This window comes from Sandaracinobacter neustonicus (assembly GCF_006385875.1).
In the GTDB taxonomy this organism is placed as follows: domain Bacteria; phylum Pseudomonadota; class Alphaproteobacteria; order Sphingomonadales; family Sphingomonadaceae; genus Sandaracinobacteroides; species Sandaracinobacteroides neustonicus.
Map to the genome: position 1 here is coordinate 16173 of NZ_VFSU01000018.1, position 24477 is coordinate 40649.

Genomic DNA, 24477 nt, shown 5'->3' on the forward strand with positions numbered 1-24477 from the left:
CCGCTCCTCTGAACCCGCTCAGGCTGAGCTTGTCGAAGCCCCAATCGCCTGCAACCTTTGCTCCTCCAACACCTGCAGCGTGAACAGCACCGCGCGGGTTTCGCCGTCCACCACGCCGTCCGGGTTGTTTTGGCGGAAATGTTGCTGGAAGGCGCGGGTGGCGGCTTCGGGGTTGGTGATGTCGTAGCCGAAGCGTTCCAGTGCCAGTCCGAAGGCGGCGTCTGTCCAGCCGGGATCGGCCAGCAGTTTTTCCGGCCGGGCCAGCGCGATGCGGTGGCGGGCGAGGCGGGGCCAGTCGAACAATTCGCCCGGGTCCTGCTTGCGGGTGGGGGCGATGTCGGCGTGGCCGGTCACGTCGGCGCGGTCCACCCGGTGGCGCACGCACAGCGTGGCCACCAGTCGCAGCACCTGCCGCATCTGCACGTCCGGGAAGGGGCGATACCCCCATTCATGCCCGGGATTCTGGATTTCGATGCCGATGGAACTGCTGTTCAGGTCCGTCTGCCCGCGCCAGCGGCTGTTGCCCGCGTGCCATGCGCGGTCCAGCTCCTCCACCATCTGGATGATGCGGCCATCCTCATGCACCAGATAGTGGGAGGAAACGCCGGACTCAGGGTTGCACAGCCAGTCCACCGCCGCTTCGCCATCCTCCATGCCGGTATAGTGCAGGATGATGTGGCGGATCGGCCGCTCGCCTTCGGGCACCACCCGGGCGTTGTAGTTGGGCGAGGGCCGCCATTCGATTTCGTCGGCAAGGCTCATTGTGCCTCCGGCTCCACTGCCTTCTTTGCAGTCCTCAGGGTGATAATGGCCACCCCCAGCAGCGTCAGCGCGCCGCCCACCCACATCATCGGCGTCACCGGCGTTCCATAGACCAGCGTGGCGAACACCACCGCCAGCAGCGGCGTCGGCAAGGTGAATGGCGTAATCAGCGTGACGGGGTAGCGCTGCACCAGCCAGCTCATCCCGGCATGGCCGATCAGCGACGCGCCCACGGCGGAATAGACGATCCAGCCGAACGCAGGCAGCGGCACGTCACGAAGCCCGGCGATGCCGCCCGGCTCGAAGAACCAGCTCGCCGCCAGCAGGAAGGGGATGGAGACAATCGCCTGCCAGCCATAGATGTTGAAGATGGGAATGCCGGTCAGCCGCTTGAACATCAGATTGCCTGCCGCCCAGCACAGCGACGCGCCAAAGGTCAGCAGGATGCCCAGCCGTTCATCGACGATGCGCGGATCGAACACCAGCAGCATGACGCCTGCAATCGCCAGCACGATCCCCAGCGTCCGTCGCCAGGCGATGCGTTCGCCATCGATCAGGATCGCCAGCAACAGAGACAACGGCACCCCCAGCTGCCCGGCAATCGCCAGCGCGGAGAGGTTCGTCGTCACCTGATAGCTGTAACCGCCCAGCCCGAATTGCAGTGCGCCCGTCACCAGCCCCGTCAGCAACAGCAGCCGCATCCGCCCCGGCACGATCCGCACGGACGAGGCGCAGACGGCGAACACCACGAAATAACGCAGCGCCACCGCCAGCAGCGGCGGCATCGCCAGCACCGCCTCCTTGATGGCGACGATGTTGAACGCCCAGAGCAGGTCGATGATCAGGATGAACAAAATGTGGATCGGGCGCATGGTTCAGGCCGTCTGCTTCATCAGCCGGGCATAGGCTTCGTTGATGGTCGCCATCCGCGCTTCGGCTACGCGGATGAATTCGGGCGGAGTTCCGGCGGCGATGTGTTTGTCCGGGTGATGCTGCCGCACCAGCCGCCGATAGGCTGCGCGGATATCCGCATCCGGCGAACCCGGTGCCACCCCCAGCACCGCCCATGGATCATCCGCGCTCAGCGGCACGTAACGCGCCTGAATCGCCGCCCACTGGCGCGGGGTGAAGCCCATCAGCCCGGCCATCCGTTCCAGAAATTGCAGTTCGGCCGGATGCACGCCATCCACCGTGGCAATCATCAGCAACGCCTCCAGCAGATCCTCCAGCACCGGCGATCCGCTGCCCAGCAGGTCCGCCGCCTGCCGGGCATAAGCCTCCGCGCCGTCGGCGGACTGGCTGGCCAGCCGGTAAAAACGCCGCATATTTTCCTGTTCGCCCGCAGGTACATGGAACAGCCGCTCGAACGCCTCGGCCTCTTTGTGCGAAGCATGGCCATCCGCCTGCGCCATCTTCGCCGCCAGCGCGATCGCGGCAATGGTGAAGGCCACCTGCCGCCGCCGCGGATTTTGCGCCCGCACCGCGCGCACCCGTTCCACCGCGACGCCCACGGCAGCCCCGGCCAGCGCCCCCAGCGGGCCGCCCAGCGCCAGCCCCACGGCGCTTCCCATCAGCAGAGCCCAGATCGTCATGACGCACCAGCCTTAGCGTGAGAGCGGGCGCGGGACTATCCCTGTGCTTCGGGTAGCGGGCGGGAATCAAGCGAGAGGGTTTGCCCGCCGCCGCCCGCCGTCTTCCCCCGTCACCCGGACTTGATCCGGGGTGACGGGTGTGGGTGTGATGGGTCGTAGTGGATCAGGCCCGGCGTTGCTCCCCTCTCTCCACCTCTCTCCCCAACGGGGAGAGAGAGCCTCGTTGCGCCGCAGGCAATCGAATCTGATCACACGCACGAAGCTGGAGTTGAGGCGCGACGTGAATTTTGAGGGTGCAGGGAAATCATTTCCCTGCCCGCCGGAGGCAAGAGACCCCTCGCCAAAGCCCCCAACCTACCGCCGCGCCGCCCGTTTCCGCCCCTGCGGCTTTTCCAGCAGCAGCACGTGCTGGGCGGTCAGCCGGCCGTCTCCGGCCTGCACCAGTTCGAATTCCACTTTCACGCCCGGCTCCAACGGGTCGGCTTCGCCGTCCACCAGTGCGGATGCGTGCATGAAGACGTCTTTCGGCCCCATGTCCGGGCGGATGAAGCCGAAGCCGCGCGCAGAATCGAACCAGAGGATGGAGCCATGCGCCATAGTGTCACATCTGTTACAAAGCCGCGACAGCGAAGGCAACGGGCGCGAATCCGCCTTCGATGGGCCGCCAGAGGGATAAATCCTCCCCGGCGGCGATCAGCCACAGCCAGCTTTCGTCCGCAACGCCGTCCCGATCATGGCGGCTGGGGCGGGGGTTGCCGTTCGGGTGGCTGTGCCAGCAGCCGAGGATCGCCAGCGGCCCGGCGCGGGCGCGGCGATGGATGTCGAACAGGTGCGCCGGGTCGATTTCGAACCGGCGCGCCGGTTCGGGGGAGATGTTGCGCGCCACCGTTGCCTCTGTAATGTGGCCCGGCGTGCCCAGCAGCAGGCCGCAGGCCTCATTGTGGCCCGATTGCCGCACGGCGGCACGGATTGCCGCCGCCGCCCGGTGATCGAGCAGAAGCGGGCTTGAACCGCGCGAATTGCACCCCAAGTCCATGGCCAATGAATGGGGGCGTTATCCACACCGCACAAGAAGAAGCTGCCGATGTGCGTAGCGCCGCGCTCGCGCCCGAAGCCGCGGGCTGGCGGCTGGACCGCGCGCTGGCCGCCGCCATCCCCACCTTGTCTCGTGAGCGGCTGAAGGCACTGGTGTCGGCGGGCGCGGTGGAGGTGGATGGGCGCATGGAACGCGATCCCGCGCGCAAGATGAAGGGCGGAGAGGCGGTCTCCGTCGCCATCCCGCCCGCCCGCCCGGCCGAGGCGGTTTCGCAGGATATCCCGCTGGAAATCCGTTTCGAGGACGATCATCTGCTGGTGGTCGATAAGCCCGCCGGGCTGGTGGTGCATCCGGCGGCGGGCAATCTGGACGGCACGCTGGTGAACGCGCTGCTGCACCATTGCGCCGGGCGGCTCTCCGGAATCGGCGGAGTCGCGCGGCCGGGCATCGTCCACCGCATCGATAAAGACACCTCAGGCCTGCTGGTGGTCGCCAAGACGGATCGTGCCCATACGGGCCTTGCCGCGCAATTCGCGAAGCACAGCATCGGCCGCCGCTATCTGGCGGTGGTGTCGGGCCTGCCGGTGCCGCCTGCGGGCCGCATCGAAACCAATCTCGCCCGCTCCGAGCAGAACCGGCAGAAGATCGCGGTGGTGCATCCGCCCAGGGGCAAGCACGCCATCACCCATTACAAGCTGCTGGAACCGCTGGTGAAAGCGTCTCTGGTGGAATGCAGGCTGGAAACCGGCCGCACGCATCAGGTGCGGGTGCACATGGCGCACATCGGCCACCCGCTGGTGGGCGACCCCGTCTATGGGCAGGGCCGTCTGGCAGAGGTCTGCAAGCGGCTGGGCTTCCACCGGCAGGCCCTGCATGCCGCGCAGCTGAAATTCGAACATCCCATCAGCAAAGATATTCTCAGTTTCGAAAGCCCCGCGCCTGCTGATATTCAGCAACTGCTAACCGCGCTGCGTGAAGCCTGACGAAACCGCAAGCGCGAGGAGACCCGGATGACCAAGAGCAACCTGCCCGCCACCATTCCCGCGCTGGGGCCAGACGCCAGCCTGAACCGATATCTGTCGGAAATTCGCAAATTCCCGCTGCTGAAACCGGAAGAGGAATATATGCTGGCCAAGCGCTGGCAGGAACATGAGGACCCGCAGGCGGCGACGAAGCTCGTCACCTCGCACCTGCGCCTCGTGGCGAAGATCGCCATGGGCTATCGCGGCTATGGCCTGCCGGTGTCCGAACTGATCGCAGAGGGCAATATCGGCCTGATGCAGGGCGTGAAGAAGTTCGAGCCGGAGCGCGGCTTCCGGCTGGCCACCTATGCGATGTGGTGGATCAAGGCCTCTATTCAGGAATATATCCTGCGCAGCTGGTCCCTCGTGAAGATCGGCACCACCGCGGCGCAGAAGAAGCTGTTCTTCAACCTGCGCCGGATGAAGAGCAAGCTGGAAGCCATCGAGGATGGCGACCTGCACCCGGATGATGTGAAGAAGATCGCCACCGATCTGGGTGTGTCAGAGGATGACGTCGTCTCCATGAACCGCCGCATGGCCAAGGGCGGAGACACCAGCCTGAACGCCCCGCTGCGCGAAGACGGCGAAGGCGAATGGCAGGACTGGCTGGCGGATGACGGCCCCACGCAGGACGTGACAGTCGCCGACAAGCAGGAGGCGGACATCCGCCACGACCTGCTGCGCGAAGCGCTGATGACCCTGAACGACCGCGAGCGCCACATCCTGACGCAACGCCGCCTGATCGACGAACCGCAGACGCTGGAAGACCTGTCCCAGGAATATGACATCAGCCGCGAACGGGTGCGGCAGATCGAAGTGCGGGCGTTCGAAAAGCTGCAAAAGGAAATGCTGCGGATTTCGCAGGACCGCAAGCTGATCGAAGTGGAGGCCTGAGGGCAGGCGGCAGCGCCCCACCGTGCCGCCTCGGCATGCCTTGCTTCGTCACCCCGGATCAAGTCCGGGGTGAAGGTTGTTGTTGTGGAGAGGGTGGTGGGTTTGGCCCGACGCTGAGACCCCTCTCTCCAACTCTCTCCCCGTGAGGGGAGAGAGAGTGTGCGTAGCGCCGCGGGCAATCGAATCTGATCACGTCCACGACGTTGGAGTTAGAGCGCAAAACCAATGTTGAGGGTGCAGGGAAATCATTTCCCTGCCCGCCGGAGGCTCCCGACCAAACAACTCACCGCAAATCCCCCGGCGAATCCAAATCCCGGTGCACACCCGCATCGGCCACTGCCACCTCCACCACGCCCAGCGCATCCAGCAATCCGCGCGCGCCCTTGCCCCCCTCCAAAACCATCAACTGCGGCCATACACTCCGCGCGAACCCCGCCGGATTGCCGCGTCGGCCGCCCTGCACCGGCACCACGGCCATAGCTCCGCTCGCCAGCGCCTGCGCCAGCGCGCGCAACGTCTCCGCCTGCACGAACGGCATATCGCCCAGCACCACGAGCGCCGCGCCCCAATCGCCCGGCGCGGCGCGCAACCCCGCCTTCAGGCTTTCCGCCAGCCCCTGCGCATAGGCCTCAGCCCGCACGAACGGCGCATCGCCCGCCACGGCCCGCACCGTCGCTTCATGCCCGCCCGTCACCAGCAGCAGCGGCAAACCCGCCTCCCGCACCGCCGCCAGCGTGCGGGCCAGCATCGGCACGCCCTCCACGTTCAGCGCCAGCTTCGCGGAGCCCATGCGGCGGCTCTGCCCGGCCGCCAGCACGATGGCGCCGACCTGCTCCTGCGGTGCTGTCAACCCCGCGTCCGCCACGCCCGCACCATCCCAGCGGCAATGCTCAGCGCGATTTCCGCCGGGTTCGCCGCGCCGATGGGCAACCCGGCAGGCCCCTCGATCCGCGCCAGCGCCTCGTCCGCGAACCCCATCGCCCGCAGCCGCTCCAGCCGCGCCGCATGGGATTTCCGGCTGCCCAGCGCCGCGACATAGAAAGCATCAGACCGCAAAGCCGCCGCCAGCGCCCCGTCATCCAGCTTCGGATCATGGCTCAGCACCACCACTGCGCTCGCCGAATCCGGCCGCCACGCCGCCAACGCCTCGTCGGGCCAGCGCGCGTCCACCTCCAACCCGGTAAAGCGCGGACCAGCGGCAAACGCCCCGCGCGGGTCCACGATCAGCACCTTGTGCCCCAGCGCCGCCGCCATCGGCGCCAGCGCCTGCGCGATATGCACCGCCCCCACGATCATCAGCCTGAGCGGCGGATCGAAACGATGCACGAAATCGCCAGCCGCGCCTTCCGTCGCCCGCCCGTCCTGAAAATTGTAACCAATGCTCAACGCCTCGCCCGCGCCGCGCGCCGCCTCCAGCCGCTCCAGCAATTCGGGCGGAAAGCCGCTGCCATCCAGCGCCTGCACCAGCACCTCGATCTCGCCGCCGCAGGCCAGCCCCACTTCCCATGCCAGTTCGCTCGCCACGCCAAAGCGCAGCAACTCGCCGCCGCCTTTGCCGATGCGCAGCTGCGCGGCCGCGATCACCGCCCCTTCCACACAGCCGCCGGACACGCTGCCTTCGAACAGCCCGTCGTCGCGCACCAGCAACATTGCCCCCGGTCGGCGCGGCGCGGACCCCCATGTTTTCACCACCGTCGCCAGCGCCAGCCCATGCCCATCCGCGCGCCAGCGCCGCGCGGTGGCGAGCAGCACGCCGATCTCGTCCGTCACCGCATCAGCGCCAGCAGCGTGGCCAGCACCATCAGCACCAGACCGCCGATCCATGCCCAGCCCGGGAGGCCGGGGCGGTGCACGGCACGGGCCAGCTCCGCCAAAAACACCCGGATCTCCGCATCCACCTCGGCTGCCCCCGCCGCGTCGCGCAGGTCGGCCTCATAGGCCAGTTGCGTGCCTCCGTTCGTCGCATTCAGCAACCGAATATCCAGCCGGGTCAGCCGCCCGCCGCTCGCCACAACGGCTGCCAAATGGTCTTCGCCTGCCGTTTCCAACCGCTCCACGCCCTCGATTCCGCGCGATTCTCCCCCCATTCTGGCCAGCGCAGCCCATAATTCCGGCCTTGGCGCGTCGATCCGCACGTCTCCGCTCACACGCATTATGACTGGACTTTCATAACCATGGTGTAAAAAACCCAAGCTTGCGTCATCCCAAAGCTGTGTTAGCGTGTCGCCAGCCGCAGGCAAGTTTGGCTATAACCTCGTCAGGCGGTTTGGCCGTCGAAGGAGTCGCAGAGCCTTCATGGAAGGGAACAGGGCATTGATAAAGGAAGTCTCCGACAGCGAGGGGGCGGTCGAATCCGCATCCCGGACGGGGGGCGACGAGGTTGGCGAGCCGATTTCCGGGCGCGTCAAATGGTTCGACATGGTCAAAGGTTACGGATTCGTTACGCCCGACGATGGCGGCGGCGACATCCTGCTGCATTATAATCTGCTGGGCCAGATCGGCCGCAAATCCCTGCCGGAAGGCACGGCCGTCACCGTGGTGGCGCGCAAGGGCCCGCGGGGTCGGCAGGCCGTCACCATCATCGAACTCGATCTCAGCACCGCCACCGGCCCCGATCAGGACAAGATGGAAGAACGCAGTTCCAACCGCGTCGATCCGCTGGCCTATCTGGAAGATGCCGGCGATTTCGAGCAGGTGGAGGTTCGCTGGTTCAACCGCTCCAAGGGCTATGGCTTCCTGCTGAGGGATGATGGTGTCACCCAGGTCTTCGTTCATATGGAAACCGTTCGCCGTGGCGGCTTCGAGGCATTGCTGCCCGGTCAGGCCGTCCGCGCCCGAATCCATGACGGGCCGCGCGGCGCGCTCTGCGTCCAGCTTGCGCCGCTGGGCTGAAACCGCCGCACTGGCGCTTGCGCTGGCGGCATTGCCTGCCGCCGCGCCCGCATACGCCACGGGTTCGATCGCCGCCGGGCGGCCGCAGACCGGCCTGAAAATCGTCCCCCTCACCATAGAGGCGGGGGGCAAGCGCCATGCCTATAAGGTGGAAGTCGCCCGGACAGACGCGCAACAGGCCCATGGCATGATGTTCCGCACGAAGATGGCGCCGAACACAGGCATGATCTTCCCGATGGACCCGCCCCGCCCGGCAGGCTTCTGGATGGAGAACACGCTGATTCCGCTGGACCTTCTGTTCATCGGCGCAGACGGACGGATTCGCAACATCGTCTCCAACGCGGTGCCGAAATCGCGCGCCTCGCTGAATTCGGCAGGGCCGGTCGCCGCCGTGCTGGAACTGGCGGGCGGCGAAGCGGACCGCATCGGCGCGAAGCCGGGCGATAAGGTCAGCTGGTAAGGGCTGTTTCAGGCGCGCAACGCCAGCTTGCAACCTTGCGCATCCCCCCTCCCACAAGCTAGGGGCAAGCCATGGGCTTCAATCTCTTCACCTGGTGGTCCGGCAAGACCTTCGGCACATGGCTGCAGACGCTCCGCACGGGGCAGGAAGTCGGCCGCGATGGCGACGGCAACATCTATTATGAAGGTGGCGGCAAGCGCTGGGTGATCTACGCAACCGACAATGATTCCAGCCGGGTGCCGCCCGAATGGCATCTGTGGCTGCACAAAACCCGCGCCGAAGCGCCCAGCCAGGTGCCGCTGCCGGTGAAGGCATGGGAAAAGCCATGGCGTCCCAACCCCACCGGCTCGGCTGCGGCCGAGCTTCCGCCGGGCGCGCTCAGCGCAGGCAAGGCCCGCGCGGCCTCGCCCGCCGATTACAACGCCTGGACACCGGGCAGCTAAGGCGGATCGCATGCCCCAGATTTTCAAGGAACATGTGGTCGAAGCGCTCGCGGGGCTCGCTGTGCTGCTGATCGCGGCGTGGTTTCTCGCTTTCACGCTGGGCCGCACCGGCAGCGCGGGCGGCGGCAGCTATGAACTGAAAGCCAGCTTCCCCAACGCCGCCGGAATTGCCGTCGGTTCCGATGTCCGCGTGTCGGGCATGAAGGTGGGCAGCGTCACGGCGCAACGGCTCGATCCGGCCACCTATCAGGCGCAGGTCACGCTTTCCGTCGCCAGCGATGTGAAGCTCCCGCTCGACAGTTCGGCGGCCATCACCTCCGAAGGCCTGCTGGGCGGCAGCTTCGTCGCGCTCATCCCCGGCGGAGACCCTGAGATGCTCGCCCCGGGCGAGGAAATCACCGACACGCAGGGCGCGACAGACCTGATGGGCCTGATCGGCTCCGTCATCAATCGCAGCGGCGGGGATGCGGCAGCAAAGTCTGAACCAGCCAAATCCGAACCTGCAGCAGGCGGGGCCGTCGGCGCCGCCGAATGACGCGACGGCCCATCGCCCCGCTCGCAGCGGCGCTGCTGCTTCCGGCCGCGCTGCACGCCCAGCCCGCCACACCCGAAGCTGCGAAGGCCGCCCCGGCCAAGGCAGCTCCGGCGAAGGCAGCGCCCGTCCAGCGCCCCGCCGCAACCACCCGCGCCACCCCGCAGCCCACGCCCATGTCCGAACGCACCGCCGTGATCGGCGTGCTGGACAAACGGCTGGGCACAACGGGCGAATTCACCCTGAAACCCGGCGAGCGCTTCAGCTTCGGCCGCATCGCAGGCGTGCTGCAAGGCTGCGAGAAAACCCAGCCGTTCGAACGGCCGCAATCCGCCGCCTTCGTGCAGGTGTCTGAAACCCCGGCGCGGCTGCAGGGTAAGCCGCAGGAGCCGGTGAAACGGGTGTTTTCAGGCTGGCTGTTCGCCGAATCGCCGTCGCTGAACCCGTTCGTGCACCCGGTCTATGATGTCTGGCTTAAAAGCTGCACGATGCGCTTCCCGGATGGCCCCAAGGCCGCCAGCAGCGCGACAGGCAGCGCGGGCAAGGCCACCAGATCGCGGCCCGCTGCGCCGAAGCCCGCAACGGCAGCGCCCGCAGCCGCACCGGCCCCCGCAACGCCGGAGCCGACACCGGGCACCTGAGCCTCGCGGTCGATCCGCCCCCAGTCGCCGGATTTGCCCAGCGCCGCATCCAGCAGCGCCAGATACTGCGTCCGCTTCACCTCCATCGCCCCGAACTGCGCCAGATGCGCCGTCAGGAACTGGGTATCCAGCAGCTCGAACCCGCCCAGCCGCAGCCGCGCCACCAGATGCGCCAGCGCTGCCTTGCTGGCGTCGGTCGCCCGGCTGAACATGCTCTCCCCGAAAAAGGCCGAGCCCAGCCGCACGCCATACAGCCCGCCCACCAGCCGCCCGTCAGCATCCCATGTCTCGATGCTGTGCGCATGACCTTCCGCGTGCAGCCGGGAATAGCCGTCCAGGATGCTGGCGTTGATCCAGCTTTGCTCCCGCCCCGGCGCAGCTTCGGCGCAGGCGCGGATCACCTGCGCAAACGCCATGTCCTGCGTGTGAAAAAACCGCCCCTGCTTCAGCACTTTGGCCAGAGATTTCGGCAAGTGGAACTTCTCCAGCGGCAACAGCCCGCGCCGCCTCGGCTCCACCCAGAACACGTCGACGGCCTCCCGCGTGTCGGCCATGGGGAACAGCCCGGCGGAATAGGCGCGCAGCAGCAGCGCGGTTTCCAGCCGCTGCGGCTGCCCCGTGCCGGGCCGTCTGGTCCGCGTCCCCAAGTCAGCCGCCGGCCCAGATCGCGGGCTTCAGCCGCGCCCATGGCCGCACCCGCTCGATGGCATAGGCCAGCTCCAGCAACAGCCGTTCCTGCCCCGGCCGCGCGGTGAATTGCAGGCCGATCGGCAGCCCGGCGGCAGACATGCCCAGCGGCAGCGAGATGGCCGGCGCGCCCGCCACATTCTCCAGCGGCGTATAGGCCACATAGGCCAGCACCCGCTCCAGCACCGTCTCGAACGGCAAGCCGGGGCCAAACCAGCCGATTTCGGCGGGCGGCTGCGCCAGCACCGGGGTCATCAGCAGGTCGAACGAATCGAACTGGTCCAGATAGGCCGCCACCGAAGCCTCCAGCGCCGCCAAAGCCGCCCCGCGCTGCTCCTTGGACAGCGCCGCGCCGCGCGCCGCAAAGGCCAAAGTCACCGGCTCCACATCCTCCGGCCCTGCTGCCCGGCCCAGAAACTCGCCCACATCGCGCACCGCGCCTGCCGCGCCAAGGCTCCAGATCGCCAGAAACGCCTCGGTCGCGCGCGGCGCGTCATAGGGCGTGGGGGCCTCCACCGGCCGATGCCCCAGCCGCTTCAACAGATCGGTCGCGCTGTCGAACACCGCCAGCACATCGGCATGCGGGGCCATGCCCGGCCCCACCGCGCGCAGGCCGATGCGCAGCGGTCGCCGCGACGGCCCCGTCACCAGCCCCACGGGCTTATGCGGCCCGGCCTTCGCCTCCATCGCCGCCAGCCATGCGGCGCTGTCGCGCACGCTGCGGCTCACGCAGCCGTTCACGCTCACCGCCGTCACCCCTGTGCGGCCCTCCTCGCCAGACATCCGCCCGCGAGAGGGCTTCAGCCCCACCAGCCCGTTACAACTGGCCGGAATGCGGATGGAGCCGCCCCCGTCAGAGGCATGGGCGAAGGGCACAACGCCCGCCGCCACCAACACCGCCGCACCGCCAGACGATCCGCCGCCGCTGTGCGCCACGTTCCACGGGTTGCGCGTCGGCCCGCCCAGCAGCGGCTCCGTCGTCGGCAACAGCCCGAATTCGGGCGTCGTGCTCCGCCCCAGCGAAATCAATCCCGCCGCCGCCAGCGCCTTCGCCGTGCCGCCATCCGCCTTGCCCAGCCGCGCGGCATAGGCGCGGCACCCCTCGGTGTAGGCCCGGCCTGCCTCCTCGGTTAAATCCTTGGTAAAGGTGGGAATTCCCGCCACCGGCCCGGCCCTTTTCGCCGCTGCCAACGCCCGCGCGGCATCGGCATAGAGGAAGCGGCAGCCGTTCAGCGCGCCGTTCACCTTCTCCAGCCGCGCCAGCGCCTGCTCCACCAGCGCCGCCGACGTCACCCGCCCCTGCTTCAGCGCCAGCGCCATGGCCGCGGCATCCGCCGTGCCGCCCTCGAACGCGGCAGCCGCCGTTGCTGAACCTCCAGCCGAAAGCGCGGCCAGCGCCGCCATCTCCACGAACCGCCTGCGATCCAGCACGCTACCGTCCCCCTCGCTCGCCCTCTTTGCGGGGCCATCACATGCTGGAAGCGGTCGCCGCGTTTGTCAAAGGCCGCGCCGCCCGTTCAGCATCGCTTCAACGCGCACCCGATAGCCGCCCTTGCAACAGGCCCGCCAAACCCCGATCTGGCAGGCGACATCAACGGGAAGGAGCAGCCCCCGCCCATGAAGGCACGTTCAATCGCCCTGCTTGCCGCAGGCCTTGCAGGGGGAGTTGCCCTCGCGCTCTCCTTCAACAGCTGGAACGGCAGCGGCACGCTGTCCGCGCAGGAAGCCGCCACGCTGGCCCGGCAGGCCGGTGGAGAGCCGGATCGCGCCGTCCCGCAATCGGCGGCGCAGGTGAACCTGTCCTTCGCGCCCGTCGCCCGGCAGGTGCAACCGGCGGTCGTCAACATCTTCACTGCCCGCGTGGTGCGCCAGCGCCAGCAGATGGGCGGCTTCTTCGCCATGTTCGACAGCCAGCCGCGCGTGGAAAACGCGCTGGGCTCTGGCGTGATCGTCGATGCGGGCGGCCTCGTCATCACCAACAACCATGTCGTGCAGGGCGCAGACCAGATCCTCGTCGCGCTGGCGGACCGGCGCGAATATCCCGCCAAGCTGATCTTCGCCGAACCCCGGCTGGACCTTGCGCTGCTGAAGATCGAACCGGCGGGCGCCGCCCTCCCCGTTGCGAAACTGGGGGACAGCGATCGCGCGCAGGTCGGCGATCTCGTGCTCGCCGTCGGCAACCCCTTCGGCGTGGGGCAGACGGTTACGCAGGGCATCGTCTCCGCCACCGCCCGCACCGGCATCGGCGTGTCCGATGCGCAATTCTTCATCCAGACAGACGCCGCCATCAATCAGGGCAATTCGGGCGGCGCGCTGGCGGCCATGAACGGCGAGGTGATCGGCATCAACTCCGTCATCCTCTCGGGCGGGCGAGACGGCGGCAACATCGGCCTCGGCTTCGCCATCCCCTCCAACATGGTAAAAACCTTCCTGCGCGGGGCCAGCAGTGGCCGCTTCGTCACGGCATGGATCGGCGTGGAAGGCGAACCGCTCACCACCGATTCCGCCGCCAAGGCCGGGCTGGATCGTCCCACCGGCATGCTCGTCACCGGAGTCTCCCCCGGCTCCCCCGCCGCCGCCGCTGGCCTGCGCCCCGGCGACATCGTCTACGCCGTCGACGGCAAGGATGTGATCGACCCCTCCAACCTGCGCTACCGCATCGCCACCCAACCGGTGGGCGACAGCGTCACCCTCACCATCCTGCGCGGCGGCGCGGCCAGCAACCTGCAGATGAAGCTGGTCGCCCCGCCCGAATCCCCGGCCCGGCAGCTGACGCAAATTCCCAATGGCAACATCCTCGCCGGAGTCTCCATCGCCAACCTCTCTCCCGCGCTCGCGCAGGAACTGGGCGCGGGCCTGCCCGAACGCGGAGTCGTCGTGGTGCAGGTGCCGCCGCAGGCCCCAGCCGCCCGAACCGGCTTCCCCCGCCCCGGCGACATCGTGGAAAGCGTGAACGGCAACCGCGTCGCCAGCGTGTCCGACGTGCAGGGCGCGCTCACCGCCAACCCCAACCGAACCCTGTTCGGCCTGAACCGGGGCGGCCAACGCGTGGAATGCCTGTTCCAGGCGCCGGGGAATTTCGGCTGCCGCCCGGCGGCTTGATCGCGCCTACCCTCTCCTCATCCACGCCGTCACCCCGGGCTTGACCCGGGGTCCGGCTTGTTCTGCCGCAACGTCGGAGTTGAGTGCGGCAACCTCGGAGTTGAGGAGGCTCTGCCCCCTCAAACTCCCCCGGCAGGGGCGTGACGCCCCTGCACCCCCGAACTTTTTACTTAGCCCCTCCCGTTGACGCTTCGCGTCAGCTTCGCTTCCAGGGGAGGGGTTGGGGTGGGGGCCATCCGCCGGGCGCAAGGCTGGGTGTTTATTGCCTGCGGCGCTTCTGGGCAGTGTCCCGTCACCCCTCCCCCCGCTCAGGCTGAGCCTGTCGAAGCCCCATGTGGCGTATCCCCGGCCTCAGCCGTTGCGCTTTCACGTTGGGGCCTTCGACAAGCTCAGCCTGAGCGGGTTGAGGTAAACGGCGGGTTTTGGGGTGAGTTTGTGGGGAAGGTGGTGGATCAGGCCAACCGGTGACACCCCCTCTCCAACTCTCCCCCTTGCAGGGGGAGAGAGCTTCGTAGCGCCGCAGGCAATCGAATCTGATCACCCGCACGGCGCTGGAGATTGGGCACGACACAAATGTTGAGGGTGCAGGGCAGAGCCCTGCCCGCCGGAGGCAGAAAGCCCCCACAAACGAAAAGGGCCGGTGCGCCGCACCAGCCCCATCAGAACGCCGGGATTTCCCTGTGCGCGATCAGGCCGGCAGCAGCCCGGTGGCGGGCAGGCTCGGGGCGCGGCGATTGGGGGCGGTTCCGATGCCGTTGCCGATGGCAAGGCTGAAGATGCCGGCCAGTGAAACGCTGATCACCCAGAAGTGGGGTGAGACCAGAGTCTCGAAAGAGAGGCCCGAAAGGGCTGCCATGGAAATTGCCGTCAGCATCACGGAAGCGGCAAAGGCGACACTATATTTTGCGACCATCGACATTTTCATTCTCCCGGCTTCGTTTTTGTTGCCCTTTATTTGGGCTCCGAGTGATTTCGTTTTTTCGGCAGCGACCTTTGCCGTTGTCAGCATATTGCGCATTCGCCCGCCGGGATGCAACGGCGCTATTGTGAAGGAATGCAACGGTTAACGGCGCTTCACCAACGCCGTTCCGCAGCCCGAATTTTCAGGATAACTTATTCGAATTCAAGAATAATGGCGTCAACCGCGAGGCTGTCGCCCTGTTTGGCGTGCAGCTTGCCGATCGTGGCCGACTTCTCGGCGCGCAGGATGTTCTCCATCTTCATCGCCTCCACCACGGCCAGCGCCTGCCCGGCTTCTACCTTGTCGCCTTCCGCCACGGAGATGGAGACGACAAGGCCCGGCATCGGGCACAGCAGGAAGCGCGAGAGGTCCGGCGCGACCTTGGGCAGCATGAAGCCCTGCAGTTCGGCCGCGCGCGGTGTCAGCAGCCGCATGGCATGCTGGCGTCCCTTGTGCGTCAGCCTGAAACCGCTGCCCTTGCGGTCCACCTGCACGGCGATGGCCGCACCATTCACCTGCGCTTCCACCACCCCGAACGGCGGAATCCGCCCCGCCGTTTCCACGAACTGCACCACGCCGTCCACGGTCACGCGGGTGCCGCCATTGCCGTTTCCGGCCACCATCACACGATGCTGCTCGCCGTCCAGTTCCACCACCCATTCGGCGGCGGCGTCAGCGTCTCCGCCCAGCCGTCCGTCCACATGGGCGGCGCGGTTGGCGGCGGCGCGGCCCACCACGGCGGCGATTGCCAGCAGCGCGGGCAGCCCGGCTTCGTCCGGCGCGGCACCGTGGAAGCCTTCGGGATATTCCTCGGCGATGAAGGCGGTGGTCACCGTCTCCCCTGCGCGGAATCGCGGGTGCTGCATCAGGGCGGAGAGGAAATCGGCATTGTGGCTGATTCCGCGCACATAATAACGATCCAGCGCGGCGATCTGCAGATCGGCGGCTTCCGTGCGCGTGGGCGCATGGGTGATCAGCTTGGCGATCATCGGATCGTAGAACATCGAGATTTCGCTGCCCTCGATCACCCCGGTATCCACCCGCACGCCGTTGCCCGAGGCCGGCTCGCGATAGTCAGAAAGCCGCCCGATGGAGGGCAGGAAGCCGCGATACGGGTCTTCCGCGTAGAAGCGGGTTTCGATCGAATGGCCGTTGATGCCCACGTCCGATTGGGCGAACGCCAGCTTTTCCCCGGCCGCCACGCGGATCATCTGCTCCACAAGATCAAGGCCGGTGATCGCTTCCGTCACCGGATGCTCCACCTGAAGCCGGGTGTTCATTTCAAGGAAGTAGAAGCCGCGATCCGCGCCCGCGATGAACTCCACCGTGCCTGCCGAATAATAGCCGACCTTCTTCGCCAGCTCGACCGCCTGTTCGCCCATGGCCTTGCGCATTTCGGGCGTGACGAACGGCGACGGCGCTTCTTCCACCACCTTCTGGTGGCGGCGCTGGATCGAACAGTCCCGCTCGTTCAGGTAAACGACATTGCCATGCTTGTCGCCCAGCAGCTGGATTTCGATGTGGCGTGGCTCGGTGATGAACTTCTCGATGAACACCCGGTCATCGCCGAAGCTGGACAGCCCCTCGCGCTTCACCGATTCGAAGCCTTCGCGCACGTCCGCCTCTGAAAAGGCCAGCCGCATGCCCTTGCCGCCGCCGCCGGCCGAGGCCTTCATCATCACCGGATAGCCGATGCCGTTGGCGATCTCGACGGCGTGCGCGGTGTCGGCGATTTCGCCCACGAAGCCCGGCACCACGGAAACCCCGGCAGCCTTCGCCAGCTTCTTCGATTCGATCTTGTCGCCCATGGCGGCAATTGCGCTGGCCGGCGGGCCGATGAAGGCGATGTTCGCCTCATCCAGCGCCTTGGCGAACCATTCCCGTTCAGAGAGGAAGCCATAGCCGGGGTGCACGGCCTGCGCGCCGGTCGCCTTGCAGGCTTCGATGATCTTTTCGCCCAGCAGATAGGATTGGGCGGCGGGCGGCGGGCCGAGGTGGATCGCCTCATCCGCCATTTCCACATGCACGGCGGCCGCATCTGCGTCGGAATAGACGGCCACAGTCTGGATCCCCAGCTTTCGCGCGGTGCGGATCACCCGGCAGGCGATCTCGCCACGGTTGGCAATCAGGATCTTGTCGAACAGCTTGGCCAAGGCCACCCCCATCAAAGTCGGCACATACGAATGCAGGCCCCGGTCAAAGACGAGCCATCGCCCAGCGTCAAGCCATGGCGCCTAATCCATTGATGAGGTGCGGCTGCGGCATGACAGCCATGCAGCGGTCGGGACGCCTCAGGCGTGGCCCATTTCCGGCGAGAGCAGCCGGGCGTCGATCCCTGCCGCGCGGAAGCCGTCCAGCCAGCGCTGTGCCGTCCGCACGTCCCAGATCAGCCCCACCGTGGCCGGGGTGCTGAACCAGCCGTGCATTCCCAGTTCCATTTCCAGCTGCCCGGCCGACCATCCGGCATAGCCCAGCGCCGCCACCCACTGGCGCGGGCCGCGCCCGGCCGCGATGGCGGCCAGCACATCGCGCGATCCCGTCAGCGCCCAGCGCCCGGCGACATGGCGGGTATCCTGCCCGCCCCAATCCGGCGAGTGCAGCACGAATCCGCGCTGCGCATCCACCGGGCCGCCCATCAGCACCGGCAGCGCCGGGGTTTCGCCCGGATCGATATCCAGCTGCCGCATCAGATCGGGCACCGTCATGTCGGCCAGCGGCTCGTGCAGGCAGATACCCATCGCGCCGCCCGCGTCATGCGCGCACATCGCCACCACGCTCCGCTCGAATCGCGGATCGCCAATTCCCGGCATGGCCAGCAGAAACTGGCCGGGAAGGTAGGGCGCGTCAGTCATGTCAAAATCCCTACGCCGCGCAGCCTGTCATGAACAGGCGCTAGACGTGGTGAACCGCCCGCATTAACGCCGATTTTCGACGAACCGATAGCAGAGGGAGAAAAGCCATGACGATCAAGGTCGGCGATGCCGTTCCGCATGCCACGCTCACCAAGATGACCGAGGCCGGGCCGTCGCCCGTGGACACCGACGAGCTGTTCAAGGGGCGCACCGTTGCTCTGTTCGCGGTTCCGGGCGCCTTCACCCCCACCTGCTCCGCCAAGCATCTGCCCGGCTTCATCGAAAAGTCCGGCGAGATCGGTGCGAAGGGCGTGGACGAGATCGTCTGCCTGTCCGTCAACGATGCCTTCGTGATGGGCGCATGGGCGAAATCCTCCGGCGCGGAAGGCAAGATCACCATGCTGGCAGACGGCAATGGCGATTTCGCCAAGGCGCTGGGCCTGACGATGGACGGCTCCCGCTTTGGCATGGGGCTGCGCGCGCAGCGTTTCTCCATGCTGGTGAAAGACGGCAAGGTGACCGAACTGAACGTGGAAGAGCCGGGCGCGTTCAAGGTTTCGTCTGCCGAACATCTGTTGGCGCAGCTGTAAGGGAACGGAGCCATGGATCTTGAGTATTTCGACGGCGACCAGCGCTGCCTCGGCGTGCTGGAGCTGCCCGATCCGGCGAAATTCCCGGGGCCGCGCCCCGCGGTCGTCGCCGTGCACGAGGCATGGGGCCTTGGCGATCAGGTGAGGCGGCGGGCGAAGATGCTGGCCGATCTGGGCTATGTGGCGCTCGCCGCCGATATCTTCGGTGATCGCTACATCCCGCTGGACCCGCCGGAAGCGTTCAAGATCATCGGCGATCTGGCCGCGGATGCGCCGAAGCTGCGCGCCCGCGTGGCGGCGGCAGTCGCCGCGCTGAAAGCGGTGCCGCAGTGCGACGGCCGGATCGCCGCCATCGGTTACTGCTTCGGCGGCCGCACGGTGCTGGAACTGGCCCGCTCCGGCAATCCGGACGTGCGGGCGGTGGTGAGCTTCCACGGCGCGCTGGACACGCCTGCGCCGGCCGAAAAGGGCAAGGTGATGGCCAGCGTGCTGGTCTGCCACGGCGCGGAAGACGAACTGGTGCCGCACGCGCATCTGAACGCCTTTCTGGACGAGATGGCGGCGGCAGAGGTGGATTGCCAGACCATCGCCTATACGGGCGCGAAGCATGCCTTCACCAACCCGGAGGCGAAGGGGCAGCTGATGTCCACCATCATCTTCCATGAGCGGACAGACCGGCGGTCTTGGGCGGCGATGCAGGCGTTTTTTGCGGATGTCGGGTTGGGTTGAGGCGCGGGGCTGGCGGGGATGTTCTCCGCCAGCCGCTGCCTTTGCGCGCTCAACCACATTGGTTATTCCGCGTGGAATATTGCCCTACAATTTGAAATCAACGGCTTGCGTGTAGGGATTGTTGGGTTTGTTGGAACTGTTCCACGCGATGGGGGCTGCGCGGGGCGTTGCAGGCCATAAACCGCGACCTCGCGCCAGGCGGATGCCCCCCACCCCAACCCCTCCCCTGCAGGGGAGGGGCTAGCTGCATGGAAATCCTGTTCCTTGCAAATCCATAGGCTTTTCGTCCTTTGCCACCACTGCCCTCCGCCCGCTCAGGCTGAGCTTGTCGAAGCCCATAGGGCATGTCCCGCCAGCCTCAGCCGTTGTGCTTTCGCGTTTGGGGCTTCGACAAGCTCAGCCTGAGCGGGGGAGAGGACGGGCAAGCGATGCCCAATTGCAGAGGAAAGAATCACCAAAAAGTTCGGGGGTGCAGGGGAATCATTCCCCTGCCCGGGGTCCCCATGAACTTGTTCATGGGGGTGGGGACGGGGGAGTTTGAGGGGGCAGAGCCTCCTCAACTGCAACATTGCCGAAGAACAGCTGGACCCCGGATCAAGTCCGGGGTGACGGGTGTGGTGGCAAGTTCGGGCTAACAGGTGTGAAGAGGTCAGTTGCCCACGCGGGTCCATGTTTCAGAGCGGCAGCCCGTGTTGCGCACCAGACAGCCGCGCACCGTGATCGTCTTCGGATTGTCCACCGTCAGCGTGCCGTTGAAGCGGCGATTGATGTCTGGCACGAACACCCGGCCCTGAAACTGGTTGGGGCCGGTGCGGCTGAAATCCTCGAACAAATTCATGCCGATCAGGTTCGGGTGGCCGCCGCGCGCGGCATCCGCCTTCGCCCGCTCGCTGGCCCATGCCACTTTGCCGCAGATATTCTGCCCGCATTTGGAAATGCGGATGCGGGTGTTGCCGCCGGGGCTTTGCCACACGCCCGTCGGTGTCACCGGCTTTTGCGCCAGCACCGGGGTTGCAACCAGCAGGGACAGCAGCAGAGTTACGGGCACGCGCATCATTGGCACCTTTCGTCGAGTCGCACGACGATGCCGCTGTGCGCTGAAGCCCGCCGCCCCGCAAGGTGGCGATTGCCGGATCAGTCGCGCAGCAGCTCGTTGATGCCGGTTTTCGCCCGCGTCTGCGCATCCACCCGCTTCACGATCACCGCGCAGGCAAGGCTCGGCCCCGGCGTGCCATCCGGCAGCGGCTTGCCCGGCAGCGCGCCCGGCACCACCACGGCATAGGGCGGCACTTCGCCGATGAAGATTTCGCCGGTCTGCCGGTCCACGATCTTGGTGGAGGCCCCCAGAAACACGCCCATGGAGAGCACCGCGCCTTCGCGCACGATCACGCCTTCGGCCACTTCGGATCGCGCGCCGATGAAGGCCCCGTCCTCGATGATCACCGGCCCGGCCTGCAGCGGCTCCAGCACGCCGCCGATGCCTGCGCCGCCGGAGATGTGCACATTCGCGCCGATCTGCGCGCAGCTGCCCACGGTGGCCCATGTGTCCACCATGCTGCCCTTGCCCACATGCGCGCCGATGTTCACGAAGCTGGGCATCAGCACCACGCCCGGCGCCACATAGGCCCCGCGCCTGACCACCGCGCCCGGCACCATGCGGAACCCGGCTTCGGCGAAGCGATTGTCGCCCCAGCCCAGCGTTTTCAGCGGCACCTTGTCATAGGCAGGCGCGCCGACACCATCGGCCGGGGCGTTGGCAGACAGCCGGAAGCTCAGCAGCACCGCCTTTTTCAGCCACTGGTTCACCACCCACTGGCCGTCGGTCTTGCGCTCGGCCACGCGCACCGCGCCCGAATCGAGGCCCGCCAGCGCCGCTTCCACGGCGGCGGCCACGCCGCTGTCGCCCGGCGTCAGCGTGTCGCGCGCGTCCCATGCGGCTTCGATGGCACTTTGCGTGGCAGTCCAGTCCGTCATGCAGTCAACTCCTCAAGCCAGTCCGTCAGGTCGGCGATCTCATGATCGATGAAGTCGGGCGAATGCCCATGGTCGCCCCGTTCGGAGCCATTGTTCACCCAGCCCGTCACCATCCCCAGTGCGTGCGCGGGCTTCAGGTTATGCGCCATATCATCCACGAAAAAGGCCCGCGCCGGATCGACCCCATGCGCCGCGCACAGCCCGGAATAGGCGCGCGGATCGGGCTTCGGGTGGTAATCCATGGCGTGGATATCATGGATATCCTCGAAGCAATCGAGGATGCCCAGCGCCGTCAGCACCCGTTCGGCATAGGGCCGGTCGCCGTTGGTGAAAACGATGCGGCGGCCCGGCAGCCGCATCAGGCTGGCGTGCAGGCGCGGATTCACATCCAGCACGGATGTATCGATGTCATGAACGGCGGCAAGGAAATGATAGGGATCGACGCCATGGCTCAGCATCAGCCCTTTCAGCGTGGTTCCATGCTCGTGGAAGTAGCGCTTCTGCAGCAGCCGCGCCTCCTCCCGGCCCAGCCCCAGCAGTTCGCCGACATAGGCTTCCATCTTCCTGTCGATCTGCGCGAACAAATTGGCGCTGGCCTGGTATAAACTATTGTCCATGTCGAACAGCCAGCAGTTGACGCCCGCAAGACGCCCCGGCAGGCTGCGCTGCAACGAGAAGCCCTGCAAAGGGGCGGTTCCTCGGGGTGTCGCGGGGCTTGGCATCGGCCGCCCATAGACGAGGACGAACGGATGAGGCCAGTTCCACGTTGGCGGGCCGCGCCATTTTGCCGGGTTCACGGGCAAAGCACGCGGCTGCGCGGGCTGCTGCTGAGCAGCGCCGGGCTGGCGCTGGCGGCTTGCGGCGGCGCTGGCGGCGGCGTCACGCCGGTGTCCTCCACCCCGGCCACTGTCACGCCCACACCCACGCCAACACCAACGCCCACCCCGGTGAATTATGACACCGCGGAATATCGCCGCTCCGGCGCGGCCACCGCTTCGGGGGCGATCACCGCATGGCAATCCGGGGCCACCGGGCAAGGCGTCACCATCGCCTTCATCGACAGCGGGATCGACAGCGCCAGCGCCGAATTCGCGGGCCGCATTTCCGCCGCCAGTCGCGACGTCTCCGGGCTGGGGCGCGGCGTGGTCGATGGCTCCGGCCATGGCACGGCCGTCGCCGCCGTCGCGGCGGCTGCGCGCAACGATTCGCAGATCATGGGTGTCGCCTTCGATTCGACCATTGCTGTCTTCCGCGCGGACAATGGCAATTGCACCGATGGCTGCCGCTACACCGATTCGTCCATCGCCGCCGGGGTGGATGCCGCCGTGAGCGCCGGGGCACGCGCCATCAACATTTCGCTGGGCGGTTCCTCTGCCAACGCGCCGCTCCGCTCCGCCTTCGTGCGCGCCACCAGCCAGGGCGTCGTGCTGGTGATCGCGGCCGGGAATGAGGGGCTTGCCAACCCCGATCCGCTGCCGCTGGGCGCGCTGACGGCGGCCGGGCCATCCGCCGTCATCATCGTCGGATCGGTGGAGGCAGACGGCGTCATCAGCGACTTTTCCAACCGCGCGGGCAGCGCCGCCAATAACTTTCTCGTCGCGCTGGGCGAAGGCGTGCGCAGCTTCGACAACAGCGGCACCGCCTATCTCTACACCGGCACCAGCTTCTCCACCCCCACCGTCACCGCCGCCGTGGCGCTGCTGGCGCAGGCCTTCCCCACGCTGACGGGCGCGCGCATCACCGAAATCCTGCTCACCTCCGCCGATGATCTGGGCGATCCCGGAACAGACGCCATCTATGGGCGCGGGCGGCTGAACATCAGCCGCGCCATGGCCCCGCTGGGGCAGACGAGCCTTGCGGGCACCGCCATCCCCGTTTCCGCCACCAGCAGCGGCGCGCTGGGCAGCGCCTTCGGAAGCGGGCTGTCCACCGCCTCCGGCCTTGCTGACGTGCCCGTTACCGATGCGTTCGACCGGCTTTACAGCTTCGCGCTGAACAGCCGCTTCCGCGCTGCCTCCCCCGGCCGCCTTGCCGGGCGGCTCTCTGCCGCCGGGCTGGAAAGCGCGGACACCGAACTTGCCACCGGCCCCTTCAAGGCCGCGTTGACGCTGCGCGCCGCGCCGTCGCGGGACCGCCCCGGGCAGGACTGGTTCCGCGACGACGACAGCCAGACCGCGCATCTGGGCTTCGCCCAGCGCGGCGTGGACAGCCGCGCCGCCAGCCGCAACCCGTTGCGCGAAACCCGCCTGACGCTGCGGCAGGGCGATCTGGGCCTCAGCCTCGCCAGCGGCCGGCTCGCTCGCGAAGCGCTGCCCGGCAGCGCGCCCGCCGGGTTCGCCGCAGACGACGGCCTGACCCCGGACGACGCCACCGGCACGCAAAACCGCCAGCTGCTGATGGCGGACTGGCGCGGCAAAGACCTCACCCTCGCCGTCGCCGCCAGCAACCGCCGCCTCACCCTGCCCCGGCTGGACGGCCTCACCACAGACAACCGGCAGAGCCAGCTGCTGCTCGCCGCCAACTGGGCGCGCGGGCCGCTCGCCCTCACCCTGCACGCCGCCGACACGCAGGAAAGCGGCGCCTTCCTCGGCACCCGCCTCTCCTCCACCTTCGGGCTGCTGGGCGGGCACAGCCGCTCCCTCGCCGCCGCGCTGGACCTTTCGCATCAGGGCTGGGGCCTGAGACTGGCGGGCACGCAGGGCCTCTCCACCCCGCGCTTCCACGGTGGCAGCCTGTTGCAGGCCGATGGTGCGCTCAGCGTGCAAAGCTGGTCCGCCACCGCCCACGCCCCGCTCGCCCTGCTGCCCGGCCGCGCAGGCCGCCTCTCCCTCACGCTGGCGCAGCCCATCGCCGTCACCGCCGGGCGGTTGCGCCTCGCCAACGGCACTCCACTCTCCGCAGCCGTCACCGCCCGCGAAACCGCCGCCGAACTGGGCTGGTCGAGCGGGCCGCTCTCCCTCGCGGCCTTCCATCGCCGCAATGCCGGGAATCTGCCGTGGGTGGTGGATAACGGCGCGGCGGTTAGCTGGCGGGCGGCGTTTTAGCGGGCGGCGGCGGGTTTTGCCTCCGGCGGCCAAGGGCTTTGCCCTTGGAACCCAGCAGGGAAATGATTTCCCTGCACCCTCAACATTTGCGTTGTGGCCCACTCCGATGCTGTGTGAGTGATCGGATTCGATTGCCTGCGGCGCTACGTGGCTCTCTCTCCCCGTTGGGGAGAGAGGTGGAGAGAGGGGAGCAACGCCGGGCCTGATCCACTGACCTCGCCACAAACACACAGTCTCCCCAACCCGCTCAGGCTGCACCCCTCC

The 24477-nt window shown here is 67.4% G+C and carries 26 protein-coding genes and 1 pseudogene; 11 read left to right on the forward strand and 16 right to left on the reverse strand.

Annotated features, from left to right (window positions below; all coding sequences use genetic code 11):
* Positions 1 to 18: 18 nt before the first annotated feature.
* The 5 genes from FJQ54_RS05965 to FJQ54_RS05985 all read right to left on the reverse strand — a co-directional run bounded on the left by FJQ54_RS05965 (position 19) and on the right by FJQ54_RS05985 (position 3390).
* The gene (locus tag FJQ54_RS05965; RefSeq protein ID WP_140927506.1) at positions 19 to 762 is read right to left on the reverse strand and encodes an N-acetylmuramoyl-L-alanine amidase; all 744 of its coding nucleotides are present in this window, start codon (positions 760 to 762) and stop codon (positions 19 to 21) included.
* Entirely contained in the window at positions 759 to 1634 is an 876-nt protein-coding gene (locus FJQ54_RS05970; RefSeq protein ID WP_140927507.1) for a DMT family transporter, read from the reverse strand. Before FJQ54_RS05970 ends, FJQ54_RS05965 begins: the two co-directional genes overlap by 4 nt.
* 3 nt (positions 1635 to 1637) lie before the next feature.
* Positions 1638 to 2354 carry a J domain-containing protein gene (locus FJQ54_RS05975; protein WP_140927508.1) on the reverse strand — a complete coding sequence of 239 codons (717 nt, stop codon included), beginning with the start codon at positions 2352 to 2354 and terminating at the stop codon, positions 1638 to 1640.
* 354 nt (positions 2355 to 2708) lie between these two features.
* On the reverse strand, positions 2709 to 2951 hold the full coding sequence (locus tag FJQ54_RS05980) for a cold-shock protein (protein WP_140927509.1): 243 nt from the start codon (positions 2949 to 2951) through the stop codon (positions 2709 to 2711).
* 13 nt (positions 2952 to 2964) lie between these two features.
* Complete coding sequence (locus FJQ54_RS05985) at positions 2965 to 3390, reverse strand: Mov34/MPN/PAD-1 family protein (protein ID WP_140927510.1); 426 nt, start codon at positions 3388 to 3390, stop codon at positions 2965 to 2967.
* Between the two features lie 5 nt (positions 3391 to 3395).
* On the opposite strand from FJQ54_RS05985, the gene FJQ54_RS05990 reads away from it, so the two are divergent.
* Positions 3396 to 4373, forward strand: coding sequence for an RluA family pseudouridine synthase (locus FJQ54_RS05990; protein WP_140927511.1), 978 nt, complete (start codon positions 3396 to 3398; stop codon positions 4371 to 4373).
* 27 nt (positions 4374 to 4400) lie between these two features.
* Entirely contained in the window at positions 4401 to 5306 is a 906-nt protein-coding gene (gene rpoH, locus FJQ54_RS05995) for an RNA polymerase sigma factor RpoH (RefSeq protein ID WP_140927512.1), read from the forward strand.
* Positions 5307 to 5589: 283 nt separating this feature from the next.
* Here rpoH and FJQ54_RS06000 read toward each other — a convergent pair whose 3' ends face one another.
* Genes FJQ54_RS06000 through FJQ54_RS06010 form a run of 3 tightly spaced genes read right to left on the reverse strand, consistent with a single transcriptional unit; the run spans position 5590 to position 7459 of the window.
* Entirely contained in the window at positions 5590 to 6156 is a 567-nt protein-coding gene (locus FJQ54_RS06000) for a nucleotidyltransferase family protein (RefSeq protein ID WP_140927513.1), read from the reverse strand.
* Positions 6153 to 7076, reverse strand: coding sequence for an XdhC family protein (locus FJQ54_RS06005; RefSeq protein ID WP_235890337.1), 924 nt, complete (start codon positions 7074 to 7076; stop codon positions 6153 to 6155). Before FJQ54_RS06005 ends, FJQ54_RS06000 begins: the two co-directional genes overlap by 4 nt.
* Positions 7073 to 7459, reverse strand: a complete 387-nt coding sequence (locus FJQ54_RS06010) for an SRPBCC family protein (protein ID WP_140927515.1) — start codon at positions 7457 to 7459, stop codon at positions 7073 to 7075. The genes FJQ54_RS06005 and FJQ54_RS06010 overlap by 4 nt, the downstream gene beginning before the upstream one ends.
* 142 nt (positions 7460 to 7601) lie before the next feature.
* Here FJQ54_RS06010 and FJQ54_RS06015 point away from each other — a divergent pair, with 142 nt between their 5' ends.
* The 5 genes and pseudogenes from FJQ54_RS06015 to FJQ54_RS17760 form a co-directional block, all read left to right on the forward strand.
* On the forward strand, positions 7602 to 8198 hold the full coding sequence (locus FJQ54_RS06015) for a cold-shock protein (RefSeq protein WP_140927516.1): 597 nt from the start codon (positions 7602 to 7604) through the stop codon (positions 8196 to 8198).
* Positions 8182 to 8658, forward strand: a complete 477-nt coding sequence (locus FJQ54_RS06020; protein ID WP_235890338.1) for a DUF192 domain-containing protein — start codon at positions 8182 to 8184, stop codon at positions 8656 to 8658. Before FJQ54_RS06015 ends, FJQ54_RS06020 begins: the two co-directional genes overlap by 17 nt.
* Before the next feature lie 71 nt (positions 8659 to 8729).
* Entirely contained in the window at positions 8730 to 9101 is a 372-nt protein-coding gene (locus tag FJQ54_RS06025; protein WP_140927518.1) for an NADH:ubiquinone oxidoreductase subunit NDUFA12, read from the forward strand.
* Positions 9102 to 9111: 10 nt separating this feature from the next.
* On the forward strand, positions 9112 to 9636 hold the full coding sequence (mlaD, locus tag FJQ54_RS06030) for an outer membrane lipid asymmetry maintenance protein MlaD (protein ID WP_140927519.1): 525 nt from the start codon (positions 9112 to 9114) through the stop codon (positions 9634 to 9636).
* A 173-nt stretch (positions 9637 to 9809) separates the two neighbouring features.
* Positions 9810 to 10058: pseudogene (locus FJQ54_RS17760) on the forward strand (DUF2155 domain-containing protein); the annotation flags it as partial.
* A 35-nt stretch (positions 10059 to 10093) separates the two neighbouring features.
* On the opposite strand, the gene aat reads toward FJQ54_RS17760, so the two are convergent.
* Positions 10094 to 10921, reverse strand: a complete 828-nt coding sequence (gene aat, locus FJQ54_RS06040) for a leucyl/phenylalanyl-tRNA--protein transferase (protein WP_140927521.1) — start codon at positions 10919 to 10921, stop codon at positions 10094 to 10096.
* Position 10922: 1 nt separating this feature from the next.
* Entirely contained in the window at positions 10923 to 12392 is a 1470-nt protein-coding gene (locus tag FJQ54_RS06045; RefSeq protein ID WP_140927522.1) for an amidase, read from the reverse strand.
* Positions 12393 to 12578: 186 nt separating this feature from the next.
* Here FJQ54_RS06045 and FJQ54_RS06050 point away from each other — a divergent pair, with 186 nt between their 5' ends.
* Positions 12579 to 14063: a Do family serine endopeptidase gene (locus FJQ54_RS06050; protein ID WP_140927523.1), complete on the forward strand. Its 1485-nt coding sequence runs from the start codon at positions 12579 to 12581 to the stop codon at positions 14061 to 14063.
* 688 nt (positions 14064 to 14751) lie between these two features.
* On the opposite strand, the gene FJQ54_RS06055 is transcribed toward FJQ54_RS06050, so the two are convergent.
* The 3 genes from FJQ54_RS06055 to FJQ54_RS06065 form a co-directional block, all read right to left on the reverse strand.
* Positions 14752 to 15081: a hypothetical protein gene (locus FJQ54_RS06055; protein WP_140927524.1), complete on the reverse strand. Its 330-nt coding sequence runs from the start codon at positions 15079 to 15081 to the stop codon at positions 14752 to 14754.
* 95 nt (positions 15082 to 15176) lie between these two features.
* Positions 15177 to 17168, reverse strand: a complete 1992-nt coding sequence (locus tag FJQ54_RS06060; RefSeq protein ID WP_140927549.1) for an acetyl-CoA carboxylase biotin carboxylase subunit — start codon at positions 17166 to 17168, stop codon at positions 15177 to 15179.
* Between the two features lie 147 nt (positions 17169 to 17315).
* On the reverse strand, positions 17316 to 17876 hold the full coding sequence (locus FJQ54_RS06065; protein WP_140927525.1) for a YqgE/AlgH family protein: 561 nt from the start codon (positions 17874 to 17876) through the stop codon (positions 17316 to 17318).
* Positions 17877 to 17983: 107 nt separating this feature from the next.
* Between FJQ54_RS06065 and FJQ54_RS06070 the strand changes: the two genes are divergently transcribed.
* Positions 17984 to 18466: a peroxiredoxin gene (locus FJQ54_RS06070; RefSeq protein ID WP_140927526.1), complete on the forward strand. Its 483-nt coding sequence runs from the start codon at positions 17984 to 17986 to the stop codon at positions 18464 to 18466.
* A gap of 12 nt (positions 18467 to 18478) precedes the next feature.
* On the forward strand, positions 18479 to 19195 hold the full coding sequence (locus FJQ54_RS06075; RefSeq protein ID WP_140927527.1) for a dienelactone hydrolase family protein: 717 nt from the start codon (positions 18479 to 18481) through the stop codon (positions 19193 to 19195).
* A 649-nt stretch (positions 19196 to 19844) separates the two neighbouring features.
* Here the strand turns inward: FJQ54_RS06075 and FJQ54_RS06080 are convergent.
* The 3 genes from FJQ54_RS06080 to FJQ54_RS06090 form a co-directional block, all read right to left on the reverse strand.
* Positions 19845 to 20252: a DUF2147 domain-containing protein gene (locus tag FJQ54_RS06080; protein ID WP_140927528.1), complete on the reverse strand. Its 408-nt coding sequence runs from the start codon at positions 20250 to 20252 to the stop codon at positions 19845 to 19847.
* Between the two features lie 77 nt (positions 20253 to 20329).
* Positions 20330 to 21169, reverse strand: coding sequence for a 2,3,4,5-tetrahydropyridine-2,6-dicarboxylate N-succinyltransferase (gene dapD, locus FJQ54_RS06085; protein ID WP_140927529.1), 840 nt, complete (start codon positions 21167 to 21169; stop codon positions 20330 to 20332).
* Complete coding sequence (locus FJQ54_RS06090) at positions 21166 to 21828, reverse strand: pyrimidine 5'-nucleotidase (RefSeq protein ID WP_140927550.1); 663 nt, start codon at positions 21826 to 21828, stop codon at positions 21166 to 21168. Before FJQ54_RS06090 ends, dapD begins: the two co-directional genes overlap by 4 nt.
* A 90-nt stretch (positions 21829 to 21918) precedes the next feature.
* Here FJQ54_RS06090 and FJQ54_RS06095 point away from each other — a divergent pair, with 90 nt between their 5' ends.
* Complete coding sequence (locus FJQ54_RS06095; protein WP_140927530.1) at positions 21919 to 24213, forward strand: S8 family peptidase; 2295 nt, start codon at positions 21919 to 21921, stop codon at positions 24211 to 24213.
* The last annotated feature ends 264 nt before the right edge of the window (positions 24214 to 24477 follow it).